The organism is Vibrio sp. M260121, assembly GCF_036533715.1.
In the GTDB taxonomy this organism is placed as follows: Bacteria; Pseudomonadota; Gammaproteobacteria; order Enterobacterales; family Vibrionaceae; genus Vibrio.
This window is the reverse complement of the sequence record NZ_JATABF010000016.1, coordinates 84771-102065: the sequence shown is the minus strand read 5'-3', so window position 1 is coordinate 102065 and position 17295 is coordinate 84771. Positions and strand designations below refer to the sequence as shown.

The following is a 17295-nucleotide window of genomic DNA, read 5'->3' as shown; positions in this document are numbered from 1 at the left end:
GACTTCGCCACTGATTTTACGGTATCAGGAGAATCTAAAGATTGCTGTACAGCTTGTTTCTTGAAACCTTCTGAATGTTTTCGGACAGTTTTTACTTTCATCGCACTCAAATTCCAATATTGAGTGTCTACTTTATTGGGGTCATATCACTCTTTCCTCTCGCATTTCGTATCTCAATTCTCTTGGATCAAAAAAGCCCTGAGGAATACCCCCAGGGCTAGGCAGGAATCTGACAATAATAAAAGTCAGGAAGTCCCTTATGCAGTGGTTGGTTTGATCTTAAACAGAATTGCAAACATGACTGGTACAACAATCAGAGTCAAAACTGTCGCAAAACCAAGGCCTGCCATAATCGTAATCGCCATTGATCCGAAGAACGCATCAAACACCAATGGAATCATACCTAGGATGGTGGTCAGGGCCGCCATACTTACTGGTCGAACACGGCTAATCGCACTGTCGACAATCGCTAAGTAAGGATCCTTACCTGATGCTAGCTCTAGGTTAATCTGGTCAAGAAGTACGATACCGTTCTTCAAGATCATACCGCTCAAGCTCAATAGACCAAGGAACGCGGTAAAGCTAAATGGCATGTTTGTCGTCAGAAGACCAAATGCCACACCGATGATAGACAGCGGCACAGTGAACCAAATAACCAACGGCTTCTTCAGTGAGTTAAACAGCAGCATCGTAATGATGAACATCAATAAGTAACCCATTGGCAATGAACCAAACAGACCTTCTTGTGCATCTTTCGATGATTCGTACTCACCACCCCACGTGATTTCGTAACCTTCTGGGATATGCAGCGCCATCACTTTTGGTTGAACACGAGCAAACAGGCTTGCTGCAGTGTCATCACTCAATACATCGTGGTCAGCCAGTACCGTTAGAGTACGTTTACGGTCACGACGCTGAATCAATGGCTCATCCCAATCCAGTTTCACACCATCAATCACTTGATCAACTGGAATGTAGCTTTGTAGCGATGGACTCCAGATGTTCACGTTTTGCAGTGATTCAAAATCCACACGCTCTGCTTCTGGTAAACGCGTCATGATAGGCAGAATGTTCGTACCATCGCGAAGGAAGCCAAGTGTGCTACCACCAAACGCCATTTGCAGTGTGCTTGAAAGATCTTCTTTCGAGATACCCAAGCGACGTGCTTTAGATTCGTTGAATACAGGTACTAGCTCTTTAGTACGCTCACGCCAGTCGTGACGGATGTTACGAGCACCTGGGTCAGTATGAAGAATATCTTCTACTTGTACCGCAAGCTCACGTAGTACTTGTGGATCTGGGCCAGTAATACGCGCTTCAATCTTAGACGCTGGCGACGGGCCGAATTCCATCAACTTGAACTGGAACGTTGGCTTGTCGAACGTCTTAGCTAGGCTGTCGTCGAGCTTGTGAAGAAGCTCAAACATGTTCTCACGGTCCGTAGTACGAACTTGGAACTGTGCGTAGGCTTCGTAGCTCTTCTCTGGTTGGTAAGTCAGAGCGAAACGCTGCAAACCTTGACCAATCGACGCTGATACAAAATCAATGTTGTCTTGAGTACGGATGTAGCTTTCAACTTCTTCCGCTTTCTTGATGGTCTCGCGAATGTCGGTGCCTTCTGGCATCCACATATCAACGTAGAACATCGGCGTGTTTGACGGCGGGAAGAACTGTTGCTTCACACTACCAAACGCAACCACAGCACCAACCAACAGCGCTACCATGCCTGCTACCGTTAACCAACGGAAACGAAGCGCAAGTTTAAGAGACGCACCAAACGCGACGAACAACCAACCTTTGTATGGGTCTTCGTCTTCTGCATCTGTGTTCTTGTCTTCTTCTTTCAATAGAAGATCGGCTAGGAATGGCGTTAGCGTAATCGCCGAAATCCAGCTCAAGAATAGCGAGAAACACAGAACCCAGAACAGAGAGCCCATGAACTCACCGGTCGCATCTTGTGACAGGCCGATAGGCGCAAACGCGGTAATAGCAATGACTGTCGCACCAAGCAGCGGCCACTGTGTTTGTCTAACAATGTCTGTAGCGGCTTGAACTTTGGTTCGTCCTTTCTTAAGACCCACCAATATTCCCTCGACCACCACGATGGCGTTGTCCACCAGCATACCAAGTGCAATGATCAGCGCGCCAAGTGAGATACGGTGAAGCTCAATGTTGTTGTAGTTCATCAAGATGAAGGTACCGAATACCGTCAACAACAGCACCAAACCGATGATCACGCCACTGCGTAAACCCATGGTGAACAGCAGTACGATGATTACGATAGCAACCGCTTCTGCCAAGCTAATAACAAACGCTTTTACAGAATCGTCTACTTCTTGAGATTGGTTGTAGAAGTAGTTCATATCGATACCAGCTGGCTTGATGGTCTCAAGGCTTGCTAGCTCTGCTTCAATACGTTGACCGACTTCTACAACGTTTACGCCAGACGCAAACGAAATACCGATGTTGATGGCTTTCTTACCGTTGTATAGCAGCACATTGCCCGGCTTTTCTTGAATGCCACGGCTGATGGTTGCGACATCTTTCAAGCGAATCAGGTTACCCGTATCGCGACCATGAATAATCAGGTTTTCTAGTGCTTCAACCGTGTTTAACGTACCGCTTGGGCGAATCACAAGGCTCTCGCCGTTTAACATTACCTCACCCGCAGAAACCACATTGTTCTGTTGGTTCAGCAAGCCAGAAATCACGTTCATGTCGAGGTTCAAAGCCGCCAAGCGATCCAAAGAAATCTCAACAAACAGCATCTCTTGTTGGTCGCCAGCGATATCAACTTTACCCACACCATCGATCAGTTCGAGTTCACGTGTGAGCTGGTCTGCATAACGTTTCAGTTCTACGTAATCGTAGTCGTCACCCGTTAGCATCAGCATCACACCGTATACGTCACCAAAGTCATCAATGATTTGCAGAGATTGAACGCCTTGCGGCAAAGTTGGTTGCAGATCGTTGATTTTACGGCGCATTTCATCCCAGATTTGCGGCAATTCATCCGGACCATAGTCCATCTTCATGCTCACCATAATCTGAGACATACCACTAGAGGACGTCGACGTGATCTTATCAATATAAGGCAGCTTACGGATCTCTTTCTCAAGCGGATACGTCAACTCTTCTTCTACTTCCTTAGAAGTCGCACCGGGATAAGTCGCAATCACCATCGCATCTTTGATGGTAAAGGCCGGGTCTTCCAATCGACCAAGCTCTAGGAACGACGTCACACCACCGATCGCTAGAATAACGATGAACAGCCAGCTGATGACTTTGTTCTTAATTGAGTATTCAGCAATGCTCATTATTGTTGTTTCTCCACCACATCCACATGCTTACCTTCGCGCAGTTTGCGTAAGCTGGAATTCACTAATACATCGCCTTGAGCAACACCTGATGACACAATTGCGCCTTCGCCATTCACTTGGTCGATAGACACTTCAACTTTAGTGACAGCGTCACCGCTTAATTTCCAAACGAAAAACTCACCAGCATGACTGCCCGCTTGAAGCGCCGTCATTGGGATGTTGTAGCCATCAATCGAAGTAATGCCCGCTGCTACCATGTCTACTGCAACGCTTACGCTAGTACCCGGCAGAATCTCTTCATCAGGTTGTGGCATGGTTAAATACATTTGGTAAGTTTGCGTTTGAGCATTTGGCTCACTGGTGTGCTCCAAATAATCCAACGCATAAGATTTCGCGTCACCCGAGAACGTTGCTTGAGGCTGGTAGCTCATGCTTTGTGTATTTGGGTTTACCATCGCAAGCACGTTGTCTGACAGTTCGATACGAACGTAAACTTTGTCGCTTTGGTACAAGTTTAAAACCGGCTCACCAATCGCAACACGCTCAAATCGCTCTTTGAATACATCCGAAACCTTGCCCGCAAACGGTGCGAACAAACGTGTGTAGTTCAATTGGTTGGTTGCGTTGTAGAAGTTTGCTTCCGCCAGTTCTTTGTTCGCCGTTAGCTCATCCAACTCCGCTTTCGAAATCATTTGGCGGTTATGCAGTTCTTCACCGCGTTTAAGCTGACGAATCGCTAACGTATATTGCGCTTCTGCATCGTTTACCGCTTGCTTCTCTTTGCTGTCGTCCAACTTAGCGATCATCTGGCCTTGTTTCACCGTGTCGCCTGCTTTAACTAACACGTGCTGCACTTCACCCGCACGGCGGAATGCAATTGGCGTTTGCTCGGCAGGAACGACCTGACCTTTAAATGTGCGAAATTGGCTTTTCACAGGTACATCAACAGACACCGTCGAGACATACAGTGGCTGCTCTGCCACGACTTCATCCGTACTGTTACAACCCGTCAGTACTGCAAGCGCAATAGCCGATACTGTGAATAGTGAACGTTTCATTAGATACCTTCCTCACGAACCCAAGCTTTCACTACTTGGCCTTCTACTAGGCGCTCAACACCTGCGATGACAACGTAGTCGTTTTTATCAAGACCAGACTCCACACCACCATTGGCATTTAGTGACAAGGTCACTTTATTCACCTGTTGTGTTTCATTGTCCATCACCCATACCTCGCCTTGATTCGCATCTTTCGACACCCAGGCTGCATTTGGCAGCGTCATGGCGTTAGAAACGTTTTGCTTAGCGATGTGTACTTGACCCGTCATACCCGTCAGCAAGTTACGATCAGAAGGACGAGTAATCGTCACAATCGCTTCATAGCTGTTGGTATCGGCATTTGGTTGAGTTGAGATTTCTTTGAACTTACCTTGGATGCGATTGTTAGGCTCGCTGTCCATGGTGACCCACATTTCTGCGTCTTTCAGAGAGTTCAATGACACAGCTTCAGCGTAAGTCACTGGCAAAGTGAACGACACGTCCAAGGTGGTATTGTCGATCAAGTTCAGGATTTCTTGTTTCGCCGCAACCACTTGGTATGGCTTCACATACGTATAAGACACCACACCATCGAACGGCGCATGAATCTCTGTGTAGCTCAGGTCGGTTTTTGCTTGCTCTAAGTTTGCCAGTGCCGCTTTGTATTGGGTTTCTTGCTGGTCGTAGCTATCCGTGCTGATCAGCTTCTTGTTGTACAAGCTTTTTGAGCGTTCCCATTGCGTTTTTGCTAATGCGTACTGCGCTTGTGATGCATCAAGCGCCAGCTGCAAATCTTTTGGGTCTAGCGTTGCAAGTACATCGCCCTGCTTCACCTCTTCACCCATTCGCACGATCAACTTCTCAATTTCGCCACCAACCTGAAATGACAGTTGCGCTCTGTAGGTTGCATCTATTCGTGCAAGGAATGCATCGGAATCGGCAACCGTTAGATCATTAACAGCCAGCAATTTTACCGGTTTGATTAAAGGCTCGGACGGCTCTGATACGGCTTTGTTACACCCTGTCAGCATCGTGGCGAGGCTCAATGCCACCGCTGCTCCGACAAATGTGCGCTTTAAGTATTGTTTTCGCACTGGCTTTCTCCATCGACTTTATATTTATTACACAGTCGTGCAGTATATTGATCGCAAAAAAATGATCAACATATTTTCCATGTGGATAATAAAATAATTAGTCAAAGTGTCCGGTTTCTGGTAAAAATAGGCGCGTTGACTAATATTCGGGAAAATTCGAACTATGACAGAAAGAAAGCAAGGCCGTAGAAGTGCCGAAGCCGCTGAGCAAACTAAGTGCCTGATTCTTAGAGTCGCGGCAGATATGTTCTGTGAGTTAGGGTACGAACGAGTTTCGCTTCGCAACATCAGTGAAAAGGCTGGTGTCTCCCATAGTTTGATTCGCCACCACTTCGGCAGTAAAGAGAAAATCTGGCAAGCAGTGAGCGACGGCATGGATGACTTCATGCAAAGCTACATGGCGCAACTGGTCAACGAAATGCCAGAAAACACCCCGTCTAATCAAAAAATCTACTTGTTCATGGTAAGAATGCTGGCATTTGCACTCATGAACCCGCACCCAATCCAAATGATTGCGGATGCGATTCGCCAAGACGACGACGCCCTACTGCAATACTTCTTACGTTCGGAAGATGAATTCGCGGCGATCTTCACTCAGCTATTCTCAGAATATAATCGTGAGTTCCCTGAGACACCGACCGATCAATGGGAATCAAAATGGCAAATGCTGCTGTTCGCTCATGGCGCAGTGAGCCTAACGCCGATGATGCAAAAAACATGGCCAGCGATGGCAGAAAACCGAGATAAGCTACTGATCAACCATTGGGAGCTGTTCAACACCATCATGGCGAACCAGTTTGGTATCAGTAAAGAAGACATGATTCACCCAGAACATTTGAGTGAAATCGTGATTAAGATGTGCTGTCCGATTGAAGAACTGACCGCTTAACAGGTGCCTGTTCAACAAACATAAAAAATGCCGAGCACTGAGCTCGGCATTTTTGTTTGTACTTGTCGCTTCAGCGAGGAAACGAAAGGAACCTACTTCATCGTTACTTATTCCTAAACGCAACACTGTAGTTATACAACGTGTGGGAGGTAGATTCCTAGTCTCGCTGAATGACGAGCTTTAATTAGCTCACTCAATCAATAAGCTAATTATCCGCGGTAGTAGCGCTGTGGTACGAACGGCATTTTTTCTACCGTCATTGGTAGCATCTTGCCACGTACTTCTGCGAACAACTCAGTACCGATAGCCGCTAGATCTGCACGTACGTAACCCATTGATACTGGCTTACCTGCGTTAGGGCCCGCTGTACCACTGGTTACTACACCAATCTTGTTGCCGTCTGCATCGTACAGTTCTACACCTTCACGCACAGGTGCTTTTGTTTGACCAACCAAGCCAATACGCTTACGAGCAACGTCTTTTGTTTCGATCTGCTTAAGAATGATGTCTGCACCAGGGAAACCGCCCGCACGCTCACCATCAGCGCGGCGTACTTTTTGGATGCCCCATAGTAGGCTTGCTTCAACAGGAGTCGTCGTTGTATCTAAGTCATGACCGTATAGACACAGACCACATTCAAGACGAAGTGAATCACGAGCACCAAGGCCAATCCACTCTACTTCCTCTTCGCCAGTTAGCTTACGAGCAAGCTCTTCTGCTTTGTCAGCCGGTACCGAGATTTCATAACCGTCTTCGCCAGTGTAACCACTACGAGAAACAATGCACTCAACGCCTAGTAGTTCAACTTTGCGAACATCCATAAACAGCATCTCTGCTACTTCTGGTGCGAAACGCGCCAATACTTCTGCCGCTTTAGGGCCTTGAATCGCAAGCAGTGCGCGGTCATCAATGATCTCTAGCTCAATGCCAGAAGGAAGATGCGCCTGAAGGTGTGCAATGTCTTGCTCTTTACATGCTGCGTTCACGACAACAAACAGGTGATCGCCAAGGTTAGCCACCATCAAGTCGTCCATGATGCCGCCCTGCTCATTAGTAAAGAAAGCATAACGTTGCTTGCCCGCACCTAGGTCAACAATATCAACCGGAACCAGTGTCTCTAAGAACGCTGCTGCGCCATCACCAATCAAACGAAGTTGACCCATGTGAGAAACATCGAACAGACCTGCTGCATCACGAGTGTGTAAGTGTTCTTTCTTTACGCCTAGTGGGTATTGAACTGGCATGTCGTAACCCGCGAACGGGACCATCTTTGCGCCTACTTCAACATGAAGTGCATGCAGTGGTGTTTTCAGAAGTTCTTGAGTCATTTTCGTCTCCATTTAGATAGACCCGAGAATGCTGTCGGCATTCGCATCGAATAATGTTTCCAATAATAAACACGCTTGATTCAATTTTGCACGAACAAGACATCGCTCGACTTTCAAAAGTGTGACTTTTAACATTTTAATCACAACAAAACGCACAAAAAAGGCGCTCTGTTGAGTGAGATATCATCAACAGAGCGCCATCATAACGCATTCAAAACCGATAGCAAACGTTTGCTTTCACTATAGGAAATTTACAACTATTTATCACTATTTGGCAGTCACCCACAAAATGTGCGCGTCTTCCTCACTCACACTGGTCAACATATGACCCATGTTCGCATCGTAATACACACTGTCGCCTTCGCTTAATACAACAGGCTCATAGAACTCAGAATAAAACATCACCTCACCTGATAAGATGAGTAAAAATTCTTCCCCATCATGACGAACCCAGTCTTTGTATTCGTCAAAACTACGGGCACGAATTTGGCTCTTAAAAGGCATCATTTTCTTATTGGAAAGTTGAGTCGCCAATAGCTCGTGTTCGTAGGTTTGGGTTGGGTGTGGTTTACCCTCTTTTTTCTTGGTCACATCCCTGCGCCCTGTCGCAACCTTTTTTCTAGGCGGTTCAAACAGTTGCGGCATATCAATTTGTAAGCCATGCGCTAATTTTTGCATCGCTTGGAACGTTGGAGAAATCTGTTCGTTCTCGATCTTACTTAGCGTAGAACGCGCAAGGCCAGTACGTTGGCTCGCCTCTTCTAACGTAATGCCGAGTTTGGAGCGGATATCTTTGATGCGTTGACCGAGCTTAAGCGGTTCAATATTTTGGTCTTGCTGCTCTTTCGCCAACGTCATTGACGGGTATTCATCGTAAATACTTTCTGCCATAAATCCCTCTTTAAAACTCCCTTATTCCTTTCTATTAGCATTGTGCATGAAGCCTATAGTGGATAAAAGTCCACCGAGTTAATTAAAGCGTGCTCTTGTTAACAAAACCAGAAATCTCGTTTCCTATAGGAAATTTTTGGTTGATTGTTCGTGCCGCAGGCGCTATGTTACCAACTTGTTAGATGTAGAGATGCACATTTCCGTAAGAGATTGGAGAAGGAAAACCACAATCCGACGGAGTTTTGCCCACTTATTCGGGCCGAAAGTCACTCTGTTCTGCTATGCAGTTCAGCTGTTTTGAGGACAAATGAGCCACCATCGCAATCAAACAACTATTTCTACTGCGGGTTCATTTTCAGATTTGGAAGGTCAACTACCATGAACAAGAGTTACCCTAACCACAGCTTGGAAAACTTTTTCTCTACCAACCTCTCTGCGACAGATGACGCTGTCTTTGCTGGAATTCAGGCAGAATTCGCTCGCCAAAACGAACAAATCGAACTTATCGCTTCTGAGAACATCGTGTCTAAAGCGGTAATGCAAGCTCAAGGCACATGCCTAACAAACAAATACGCTGAAGGTTACCCAGGTCGCCGTTACTATGGTGGTTGTGAGCACGTAGATACAGTGGAAGCCATTGCTATCGAACGCGCGAAAAAACTTTTCAATTGTGAATACGCAAACGTTCAACCACACTCAGGCGCACAAGCAAACGGCGCAGTAAAACTGGCACTACTTCAACCTGGCGACACCATTCTTGGTATGTCTCTAGACGCAGGTGGGCACCTAACACACGGTGCGCGCCCCGCACTTTCTGGTAAATGGTTTAACGCAGTTCAATACGGCGTTGACCGCGAAACACTAGAAATCAACTACGAAGACGTTCGCCAACTGGCACTTGAGCACCAACCTAAAATGATCATCGCAGGCGGTAGTGCAATTCCACGTACTATCGACTTTGCAAAATTCCGTGAAATTGCAGACGAAGTAAACGCGATTCTTATGGTCGACATGGCACACATCGCCGGTCTTATCGCAACAGGCGCGCACCCTAGCCCGCTTCCTCACGCACACGTTGTTACAACTACAACGCACAAAACATTACGTGGCCCACGTGGCGGTATGATTCTGACCAACCACGAAGACATCATTAAGAAAATCAACTCAGCGGTATTCCCAGGTCTACAAGGCGGCCCACTGATGCACGTGATTGCTTCTAAAGCAGTGGCGTTCGGTGAGGCACTTGGTCCTGAATTCAAAACTTATATTGATTCAGTGATCAACAACGCAAAAGTTCTGGCGGAAGTATTGCAAACTCGCGGTTGCGACATCGTAACCGGTGGTACAGACACGCACCTGATGCTGGTTGACCTTCGCCCTAAAGGCTTGAAAGGTAACAAAGCAGAAGAAGCACTAGAGCGTGCAGGTATCACGTGTAACAAAAATGGCATCCCATTCGACACAGAGAAGCCTATGATTACATCGGGCATCCGTTTAGGAACGCCTGCGGGTACAAGCCGCGGCTTTGGCGCTGAAGAATTCAAACTCATCGGTAATTGGATTGGTGACGTACTGGACGGTTTGGTGAACAACCCTGAAGGTGACGCAGAAGTAGAAAAACGCGTACGCAAGCAAGTGAAAGAGCTTTGCAGTCGTTACCCTCTTTACCAATAAAAGATTAATTAAATCAGAAACTATCCTGACAAGTTATTTGGAGATTAAGCAATGGACAAAACACTGAAGTTTACAGATAGCCACGAGTGGGTACGTGACAACGGTGACGGCACAGTAACTATCGGTATTTCAGAGCACGCTCAAGAGATGCTAGGTGACGTAGTTTTCGTTGACCTACCAGACGTGGAAGATGAAGTCGAAGCGGGCGAAAGCTTTTCTTTGGTTGAGTCAGTAAAAGCCGCTTCAGACATCTACTCACCAATCACAGGCGAAGTAGTTGAAATCAACGAAGAGCTAGAAGACAGCCCAGAGCTAATCAACGAAGAACCATACGAAGGTGGTTGGATTGTGAAAGTGAAGCTTTCAAACCCATCTGAGTTGGATGACTTAAAAGATGCGGAAGAATACCTAAGCTCTATCGAAGAAGAGTAATTAGGATGAGACGAAAGCTGTCCCCTAGCATAACGATTAGTGGACAGCTTTTTTTCTAGGTTCGGACGTATAATTTAATTTATCAGTAACGCAAATCCGTTACCCGAGCCAAGGAGTAGGTAAAGGACAATGACTGAATTACTTCAAAGCCTCAGCACACAAAACGAGTTCGTTGCTCGCCACAATGGACCAAACAAATCTGACCAACAGAAAATGTTGGAAGCGATCAACGCAGTTAGCCTAGATTCGCTTATCGACGAAACCGTACCAGCACAAATTCGCCTAGAGCAGCCAATGAGTTTGACAGAAGCGAAAAGCGAAGCAGACATGCTGGCAGCAATGCGTGAGTTCGCCGATCAGAACCAAGTTAAACGTACATTCATTGGTCAGGGTTACTACAACACCTTCACGCCAAACGTAATTCTACGTAACGTGATGGAAAACCCGGGCTGGTACACCGCTTACACCCCTTACCAGCCAGAGATCTCACAAGGTCGTCTAGAAGCACTTCTAAACTACCAACAAATGGTGATGGATCTTACTGGTATGGAAATCGCAAACGCGTCATTGCTTGATGAAGCAACGGCAGCCGCAGAAGCGATGACACTTTGTAAGCGTGCGGGTAAGAGCAAGAGTAACGTCTTCTTCGTTGCTGACGATGTTCACCCACAAACCATCGAAGTGGTAAAAACTCGTGCGAAATTCATCGGCTTTGAAGTATTAGTTGGTTCTCTAGAATCACTACCAGAGCAAGACGTATTCGGCGCGCTAGTTCAATACCCAGGCACAACGGGTGAAGTTCGTGACCTAACGGACATCATCGCAAAAGCACAAGCGAACAAAACGCTGGTAACGGTAGCGACTGACCTATTGGCTTCTGCCCTACTAAAACCTGCGGGTGAAATGGGCGCAGACGTAGCAATCGGCTCGGCACAACGTTTCGGCGTACCTATGGGTTACGGCGGTCCACACGCAGCCTTCATGGCAACACGTGACAAGCACAAGCGTACAATGCCAGGTCGTGTTATCGGTGTTTCTATCGATACTAACGGCAACCAAGCACTGCGCATGGCGATGCAAACGCGTGAGCAGCACATCCGTCGTGAAAAAGCGACATCAAACATCTGTACCGCTCAAGCTCTACTAGCGAACATGGCGTCTTTCTACGCGGTTTACCACGGCGCAGAAGGTCTACGTACAATTGCTCGTCGTACGCACCACATGACAGCTATCCTAGCTGCTGGCCTAACTAAAGGCGGCTTCGAGCTTGCTCACAACAGCTTCTTCGACACCATCACCATCAACACTGGTGCACAAACCGAAGATCTATACGCGAAAGCACTAGCGGCAGACATCAACCTACGTAAGTTGGGTACTCAGCTAGGTGTAAGCTTCGACGAAACCACAACCGTGGCAGACGTAGAAGCCCTATTCGCAGTATTCGGTGTGAAAGAAGAAGTGGCAGCACTATCAACGGAAATTGCAGGCAACGAGTTTGCTGCGATTCCAGAAGCACTGCGCCGCACAACAGAATACCTAACGCACCCTGTGTTTAACACGCACCACAGCGAAACACAGATGATGCGCTACCTAAAACAGCTAGAGAACAAAGACTTCTCGCTAACGCACGGCATGATCCCACTGGGCAGCTGTACGATGAAGCTAAACGCAGCAGCAGAGATGATCCCAGTAACGTGGCCTGAGTTTGGTTCGATCCACCCGTTCGCACCAGCAGAACAAGCGGCTGGTTACGCAGCACTAGCAAAAGATCTTAAAGAGAAGCTATGTGAAATCACAGGCTACGACGCATTCTCACTGCAACCAAACTCTGGTGCATCGGGTGAGTACGCAGGTCTTATCGCGATTCAACGCTACCACGAAAGCCGTGGCGAAGGTCACCGCAACGTATGTTTGATCCCAAGCTCTGCGCACGGTACTAACCCTGCGACAGCGTCTATGGTGTCAATGAAAGTGGTTGTGGTTAAGTGTGATGAAGAAGGCAACATCGACATCGACGACCTAGCAGCGAAAATCGAGAAGCACAAAGACAACCTATCAAGCATCATGATCACTTACCCTTCTACGCACGGCGTATACGAAGAGCAAGTGAAAGAAGTGTGTGAAATGGTTCATGCAGCGGGCGGTCAGGTTTACCTAGACGGCGCAAACATGAACGCACAGGTTGGTCTAACAACGCCGGGCTTCATTGGCTCAGACGTTTCTCACCTAAACCTACACAAAACCTTCTGTATCCCACACGGTGGTGGCGGTCCGGGTATGGGTCCTATCGGTGTGAAATCGCACCTAGCGCCTTTCCTACCGGGTCACATTGAAAACGGCGCAGACGGCGAAAACTTCGCAGTATCCGCAGCGGATATGGGTAGCGCGTCTATCCTGCCTATCTCTTGGGCTTACATCGCAATGATGGGCGAAGCTGGCCTAACAGACGCAACAAAAGTAGCGATTCTGAACGCGAACTACGTGATGGAGCAATTGCGCCCTCACTACCCTGTTCTTTACCGTGGCTCAAACGGCCGTGTAGCGCACGAATGTATCATCGACATTCGTCCACTAAAAGAAGAAACAGGCATCAGCGAAGAAGACATCGCGAAGCGTCTAATGGACTACGGTTTCCACGCTCCAACTATGTCGTTCCCTGTAGCAGGCACGCTAATGGTTGAGCCAACAGAATCGGAAGACCTAGAAGAGCTAGACCGCTTCTGTGACGCGATGATCGCAATCCGTGAAGAGATGACGAAGGTTAAGAACGGTGAATGGCCGCTAGATAACAACCCGCTTGTTAACGCGCCACACACTCAAGTTGACCTAGCGAAAGATGAATGGGATCGCCCTTACTCTCGTGAGCTTGGCTGCTTCCCTTCTAAAGCAACCAAATCTTGGAAATACTGGCCAACAGTAAACCGCGTAGATAACGTATACGGCGACCGTAACCTAATCTGCTCGTGCCCAAGCATCGATAACTACGAAGATTAATTTTTGTAGAGTCTAAATAGACAAAGGCGAACCGATTGGTTCGCCTTTTTGTTTTTGGGTAAGATTTTTAAAACTTGTTTGTGGACAGAAGTGAGTTGTCACCCGTGCCCGAGGTCGCCTATATCGGATAACTTTAGTTTGGGGAAAATAAAGTAGACGGTTTTGTTATTCGAGAGCATTGTCTGCTGATGCAACCGTAACGATCCTACTGTGATTGCTAGCACCAACATATGACTTTAGATTTTTCACTAAAGCTTAGAGGGTTCAGAACCTACTTTATCCCTCTAAGCATAAGTAGATTTTGTGTTTATATCTTGAAGAATTTGTTGTCCTGAGAGAGCTCAAGGATGATGAACTCTTTGTATTTGGTGTAATCTTGCTCAACAAGCTTATCTGACAGCATAGAAACAATGTGTTGTCCTGATAGTTGAATTGATTCATCAAACATTTTACGAATATGCTGTATGTCGATTTCATCAATCGAATCATGTAAGACAAAGTTAGGTCTTAATGCTTGTTGGTCACAAACAGTCTTGATGTATGCTAAATCAAATGTAACAACTTCCAGTCTTTTTAATCCACCCTCGTTGTTTGATTCTACGTCGTCGACATGTGGCGAGCATTCACCCTTTTCTTGATCTAAATGAAGACTGAAGTTGTACTCAACTCCGTAAAAATCGCGAGTGTAGTCTTTGAAGTTTTCAATATACTTTTCTTCAAAAGAGGTTACGTTGTTGAGCTCAGTTTCAAGCTCGCCAGCTAATTCAGTTAATCTTTGTTGCTCAAGTATTAGCTTTGAGTCGATATCATCCTTTTTGTCGATAATGGCTGTTAGTTTGGCTAACTCTTTATCAAGCTTACCAATTTCCTTCATCGTGTCAGATATCTCTTCGATTTTCTTTTTCGACTTTAGTTCATCGAATAGGCTTTGCTTCTGAATTTTTAACTGGCCGAATTTGATAGTTGCTTTTTCATGCTGCTGTTGCAGTTTATCTAGTCCATGTGACACAAACTCTCGTTTGGTGCTCAACAGATGGTCATGGAAAGCGAGTGCTTGCTGATAATCTTCAAGAGTAGATTCTATCTTCACAGACGCATACTCGTAGATAGTTCGCAGTTCATCGAGCAAATAATGCTGTTCACTAGTTTTTAGTATTTCATTAGTCTTAATTATGTTCTTGATTTTTAAATCTAAAGACAGAATCTGGTCAGAAAGTGAGTTTTGCTCGTCATCTATCGTGTTGATTTTTGATACGATTTCTAGTTTATCAATGCCTTTTTCAGACGATAATAAAGACTTTTCTAACTTAGCTATTTCTTTCTTTATTTTAGATACTGAGCCGACAATCTTGTCTTGAGAAATGACACTATTAAAGGCCTTCAGATTCTTATCATATCCCTTGATGGTGGTCTTTAGTCTGTGGATTTTACTGAGTATTTCAGTGTCATCAAAGTTGAACAGATACAGAAAAACCGTGTTTATATCGGATTTACTAACGTTCCTACCGTTGTCAAAGTTAACAGTCTTTGTCATACGGTGTTGCGTTGTTCTGAAGAACTTCGGAGCAAGTTTTCTGATCGTTGGTTTAGCAGAGTAGACGTTGAAAATACTGCCCATAATGTGTGCAATGTATTCTTTGCTTGTTACTTCTTGCCCGTTCAAAATGTAGCTTTGCAGTGTACTATCGGTAGATAGCCTGCGCTTAATAACACTAAACTGATTGTTTAGACCAAGGTACTCAAGCGATACGTATACTTCACTGTTTGTGAAAAGCTGTTCAATCTCTTGCTTCGGTGTTTGAAACTCATCATCAATGTAAATTGGGCTAATTGAGCCATCAAACAAGTAGTCGAGAATTCGGCCCAAAGTTGACTTACCAACGCTGTTACCAGGTGCGTCAGATTTCTTTTTACTCGTGATGATGTTTAAGTTGTCTAAAAACGGTATCTCTCGTGTTTCTACACCGTCGATCTCTAAGAGAAATCTAAGTAGCTTCATTGATAAAAACCTCTTTGCTATCGTAGCCAATAGCAGAAATGATATACAGCCAATCCAACGCTAGAATTATGTGGTCTACGGACACAGAAAGCTCTTTAGTGCCGATTTTCATTAGCTGTGTGATAGTCATACGCTTTCTTTTGCGCTCATGAAGCTTTTTTAAGATAAAGCCACCAATGTAGAGCACATTCATCTCAGGGTGAGAGCCTTTAGTTGGGAGCATTGTTAGGATTCTCCAGTACGCAGCATTCAACAAAACCATGTGCGACAACAACGTTTAGCCCAATTTCTACTTGTTCTTTGTATTGAGTTACATTGGCTGAGCTATACACAAACTTTCTGAGCTGCTTTATGACATCGCTTATGATGTCGTCTGCATGCTGCCGTACTTGTTCTATGTCGGGTTCAAATGAGTCAATGCCATACTTATCTAATGAATTGCAGTACATTTCATTAAGCAATTCCATTGCCGTTTGTTTTCCATTGATTATGTTTTGTTCTGCAAGAGTGTAGGCTTTTTCAATATGGGATGAATATGATTTGTACTGCAAGACAATACGACGTTTAGTCTTGAGCATGTTGTGGTTTATCTTCGTAGTAACATTTGCGGGAAAGGACCGATCAGTTCGATCGATTCTCACGTTGGCAGATGCAATATCACCAATGATAACGTTAATAATGGAGTCAACGTTATTTTCTGGAGACTCTACATTGTAGAAGTCACCTTCAATGTTTTGAATATCAAATCTTGTTTCACACATAGACAAGCCTAGAACTCTTATTTGTTGTAAACAAAGTCGCCTTTGATTACACCTTGGTTAAAGTTGGTCTGGCCGTTTTGATGCACTTCTTGATAGTTATCGTGGATATCGTTCTTTTCTATTTCGACGATCTTCTGTTCTAGAGTAGTGTTTTGAACTTGTAATGCATTGTATGAAACTTCCAACGATTCGAACTTTTGTTGTAGCGTACTGTTTTCAACTTTTAGCTCATTGTGAGTAGTGTTTAGATTATCGAATTTCTGCGTAATTTTGATCACGTTGCTTTTTTGAACAAAAGCGTAAACGCAACTAACTACAGTGCAGATCCAAGCGATAGCAACAAAAGGTGGGGTAGCAAAGATTTCCATTTATATCTCAACATCTAGGCATATGAACCGTGTATTGTACAGTTCATATGCATTATGTACCACTAAAATACGTGTAACTTACTAATAAATATCAAATAGTCACTTCCAGTCACCAAACTGCTTAACGCCGAGGTCAAATTATGTCTACACTTTGGAAGTTTACTTTTTTGGTGTGTAGATTATGACTAAAGTGCCGATTTATCAGTGAAATTGCTCGCTTAAAGTATTTCTACACACCTCACGATTGACATTAGCTTTTTCCAACACAAAACAGGGGCAAAAATGCGCTAGAAGCCAACGTCATTACTTCAGGATCACAATAAGCAATCTCCTTATCACTTTTTTGATTCATATTAAATACTAACTCCCCTAGCGCGCCTCCTGAGATCCCTAGTCTCGCCTAGGCTCGCTGGAATCACCCAGAAAAAACACCGAGTGTAGTGGTTCAGCTTTTGAATCTGAATTTGAGTAACCCTCTAAGTACCGAGCTTCAAGATCGAAAAAGGCG

At 45.4% G+C, this 17295-nt stretch carries 13 protein-coding genes; 4 read left to right on the top strand and 9 right to left on the bottom strand.

Going from position 1 to position 17295, the window contains the following annotated elements:
- Positions 1-257: 257 nt before the first annotated feature.
- From QTO06_RS11260 to QTO06_RS11250, 3 genes are read right to left on the bottom strand one after another with little or no spacing between them, the layout of a single operon-like run.
- Positions 258-3317, bottom strand: a complete 3060-nt coding sequence (locus tag QTO06_RS11260; RefSeq protein WP_331408097.1) for an efflux RND transporter permease subunit — start codon at positions 3315-3317, stop codon at positions 258-260.
- Positions 3317-4378: an efflux RND transporter periplasmic adaptor subunit gene (locus tag QTO06_RS11255; RefSeq protein WP_331408095.1), complete on the bottom strand. Its 1062-nt coding sequence runs from the start codon at positions 4376-4378 to the stop codon at positions 3317-3319. The genes QTO06_RS11260 and QTO06_RS11255 overlap by 1 nt, the downstream gene beginning before the upstream one ends.
- Positions 4378-5451 (bottom strand): efflux RND transporter periplasmic adaptor subunit, encoded by a 1074-nt coding sequence (locus tag QTO06_RS11250; protein WP_331408093.1) that lies wholly within the window; start codon positions 5449-5451, stop codon positions 4378-4380. Before QTO06_RS11250 ends, QTO06_RS11255 begins: the two co-directional genes overlap by 1 nt.
- Before the next feature lie 163 nt (positions 5452-5614).
- Between QTO06_RS11250 and QTO06_RS11245 the strand changes: the two genes are divergently transcribed.
- Positions 5615-6340 (top strand): TetR/AcrR family transcriptional regulator, encoded by a 726-nt coding sequence (locus QTO06_RS11245; RefSeq protein ID WP_005431288.1) that lies wholly within the window; start codon positions 5615-5617, stop codon positions 6338-6340.
- A gap of 209 nt (positions 6341-6549) precedes the next feature.
- On the opposite strand, the gene gcvT is transcribed toward QTO06_RS11245, so the two are convergent.
- Together gcvT and QTO06_RS11235 are read right to left on the bottom strand one after the other, a co-directional pair.
- Positions 6550-7668, bottom strand: a complete 1119-nt coding sequence (gene gcvT, locus QTO06_RS11240) for a glycine cleavage system aminomethyltransferase GcvT (protein WP_331408090.1) — start codon at positions 7666-7668, stop codon at positions 6550-6552.
- A 267-nt stretch (positions 7669-7935) separates the two neighbouring features.
- Complete coding sequence (locus tag QTO06_RS11235) at positions 7936-8559, bottom strand: helix-turn-helix domain-containing protein (protein ID WP_005431308.1); 624 nt, start codon at positions 8557-8559, stop codon at positions 7936-7938.
- A 378-nt stretch (positions 8560-8937) separates the two neighbouring features.
- On the opposite strand from QTO06_RS11235, the gene QTO06_RS11230 reads away from it, so the two are divergent.
- From QTO06_RS11230 to gcvP, 3 genes are all read left to right on the top strand, one after another.
- Positions 8938-10233, top strand: coding sequence for a serine hydroxymethyltransferase (locus QTO06_RS11230; RefSeq protein ID WP_005451650.1), 1296 nt, complete (start codon positions 8938-8940; stop codon positions 10231-10233).
- A 51-nt stretch (positions 10234-10284) separates the two neighbouring features.
- Positions 10285-10665, top strand: a complete 381-nt coding sequence (gene gcvH, locus QTO06_RS11225; protein WP_005451648.1) for a glycine cleavage system protein GcvH — start codon at positions 10285-10287, stop codon at positions 10663-10665.
- A 129-nt stretch (positions 10666-10794) separates the two neighbouring features.
- Entirely contained in the window at positions 10795-13659 is a 2865-nt protein-coding gene (gene gcvP, locus QTO06_RS11220; protein WP_331408088.1) for an aminomethyl-transferring glycine dehydrogenase, read from the top strand.
- 307 nt (positions 13660-13966) lie between these two features.
- On the opposite strand, the gene QTO06_RS11215 is transcribed toward gcvP, so the two are convergent.
- Genes QTO06_RS11215 through QTO06_RS11200 form a run of 4 tightly spaced genes read right to left on the bottom strand, consistent with a single transcriptional unit; the run spans position 13967 to position 16787 of the window.
- Positions 13967-15658: a DUF2326 domain-containing protein gene (locus QTO06_RS11215; RefSeq protein WP_265987773.1), complete on the bottom strand. Its 1692-nt coding sequence runs from the start codon at positions 15656-15658 to the stop codon at positions 13967-13969.
- Positions 15645-15881 carry an ABC-three component system middle component 6 gene (locus tag QTO06_RS11210; protein WP_331408087.1) on the bottom strand — a complete coding sequence of 79 codons (237 nt, stop codon included), beginning with the start codon at positions 15879-15881 and terminating at the stop codon, positions 15645-15647. The genes QTO06_RS11215 and QTO06_RS11210 overlap by 14 nt, the downstream gene beginning before the upstream one ends.
- A complete protein-coding gene (locus tag QTO06_RS11205; protein ID WP_265987775.1) occupies positions 15868-16419 on the bottom strand; it encodes a hypothetical protein in 552 nt (183 codons plus the stop codon). Before QTO06_RS11205 ends, QTO06_RS11210 begins: the two co-directional genes overlap by 14 nt.
- Positions 16420-16436: 17 nt before the next feature.
- The gene (locus QTO06_RS11200) at positions 16437-16787 is read right to left on the bottom strand and encodes a hypothetical protein (RefSeq protein ID WP_265987776.1); all 351 of its coding nucleotides are present in this window, start codon (positions 16785-16787) and stop codon (positions 16437-16439) included.
- Between the last annotated feature and the right edge of the window lie 508 nt (positions 16788-17295).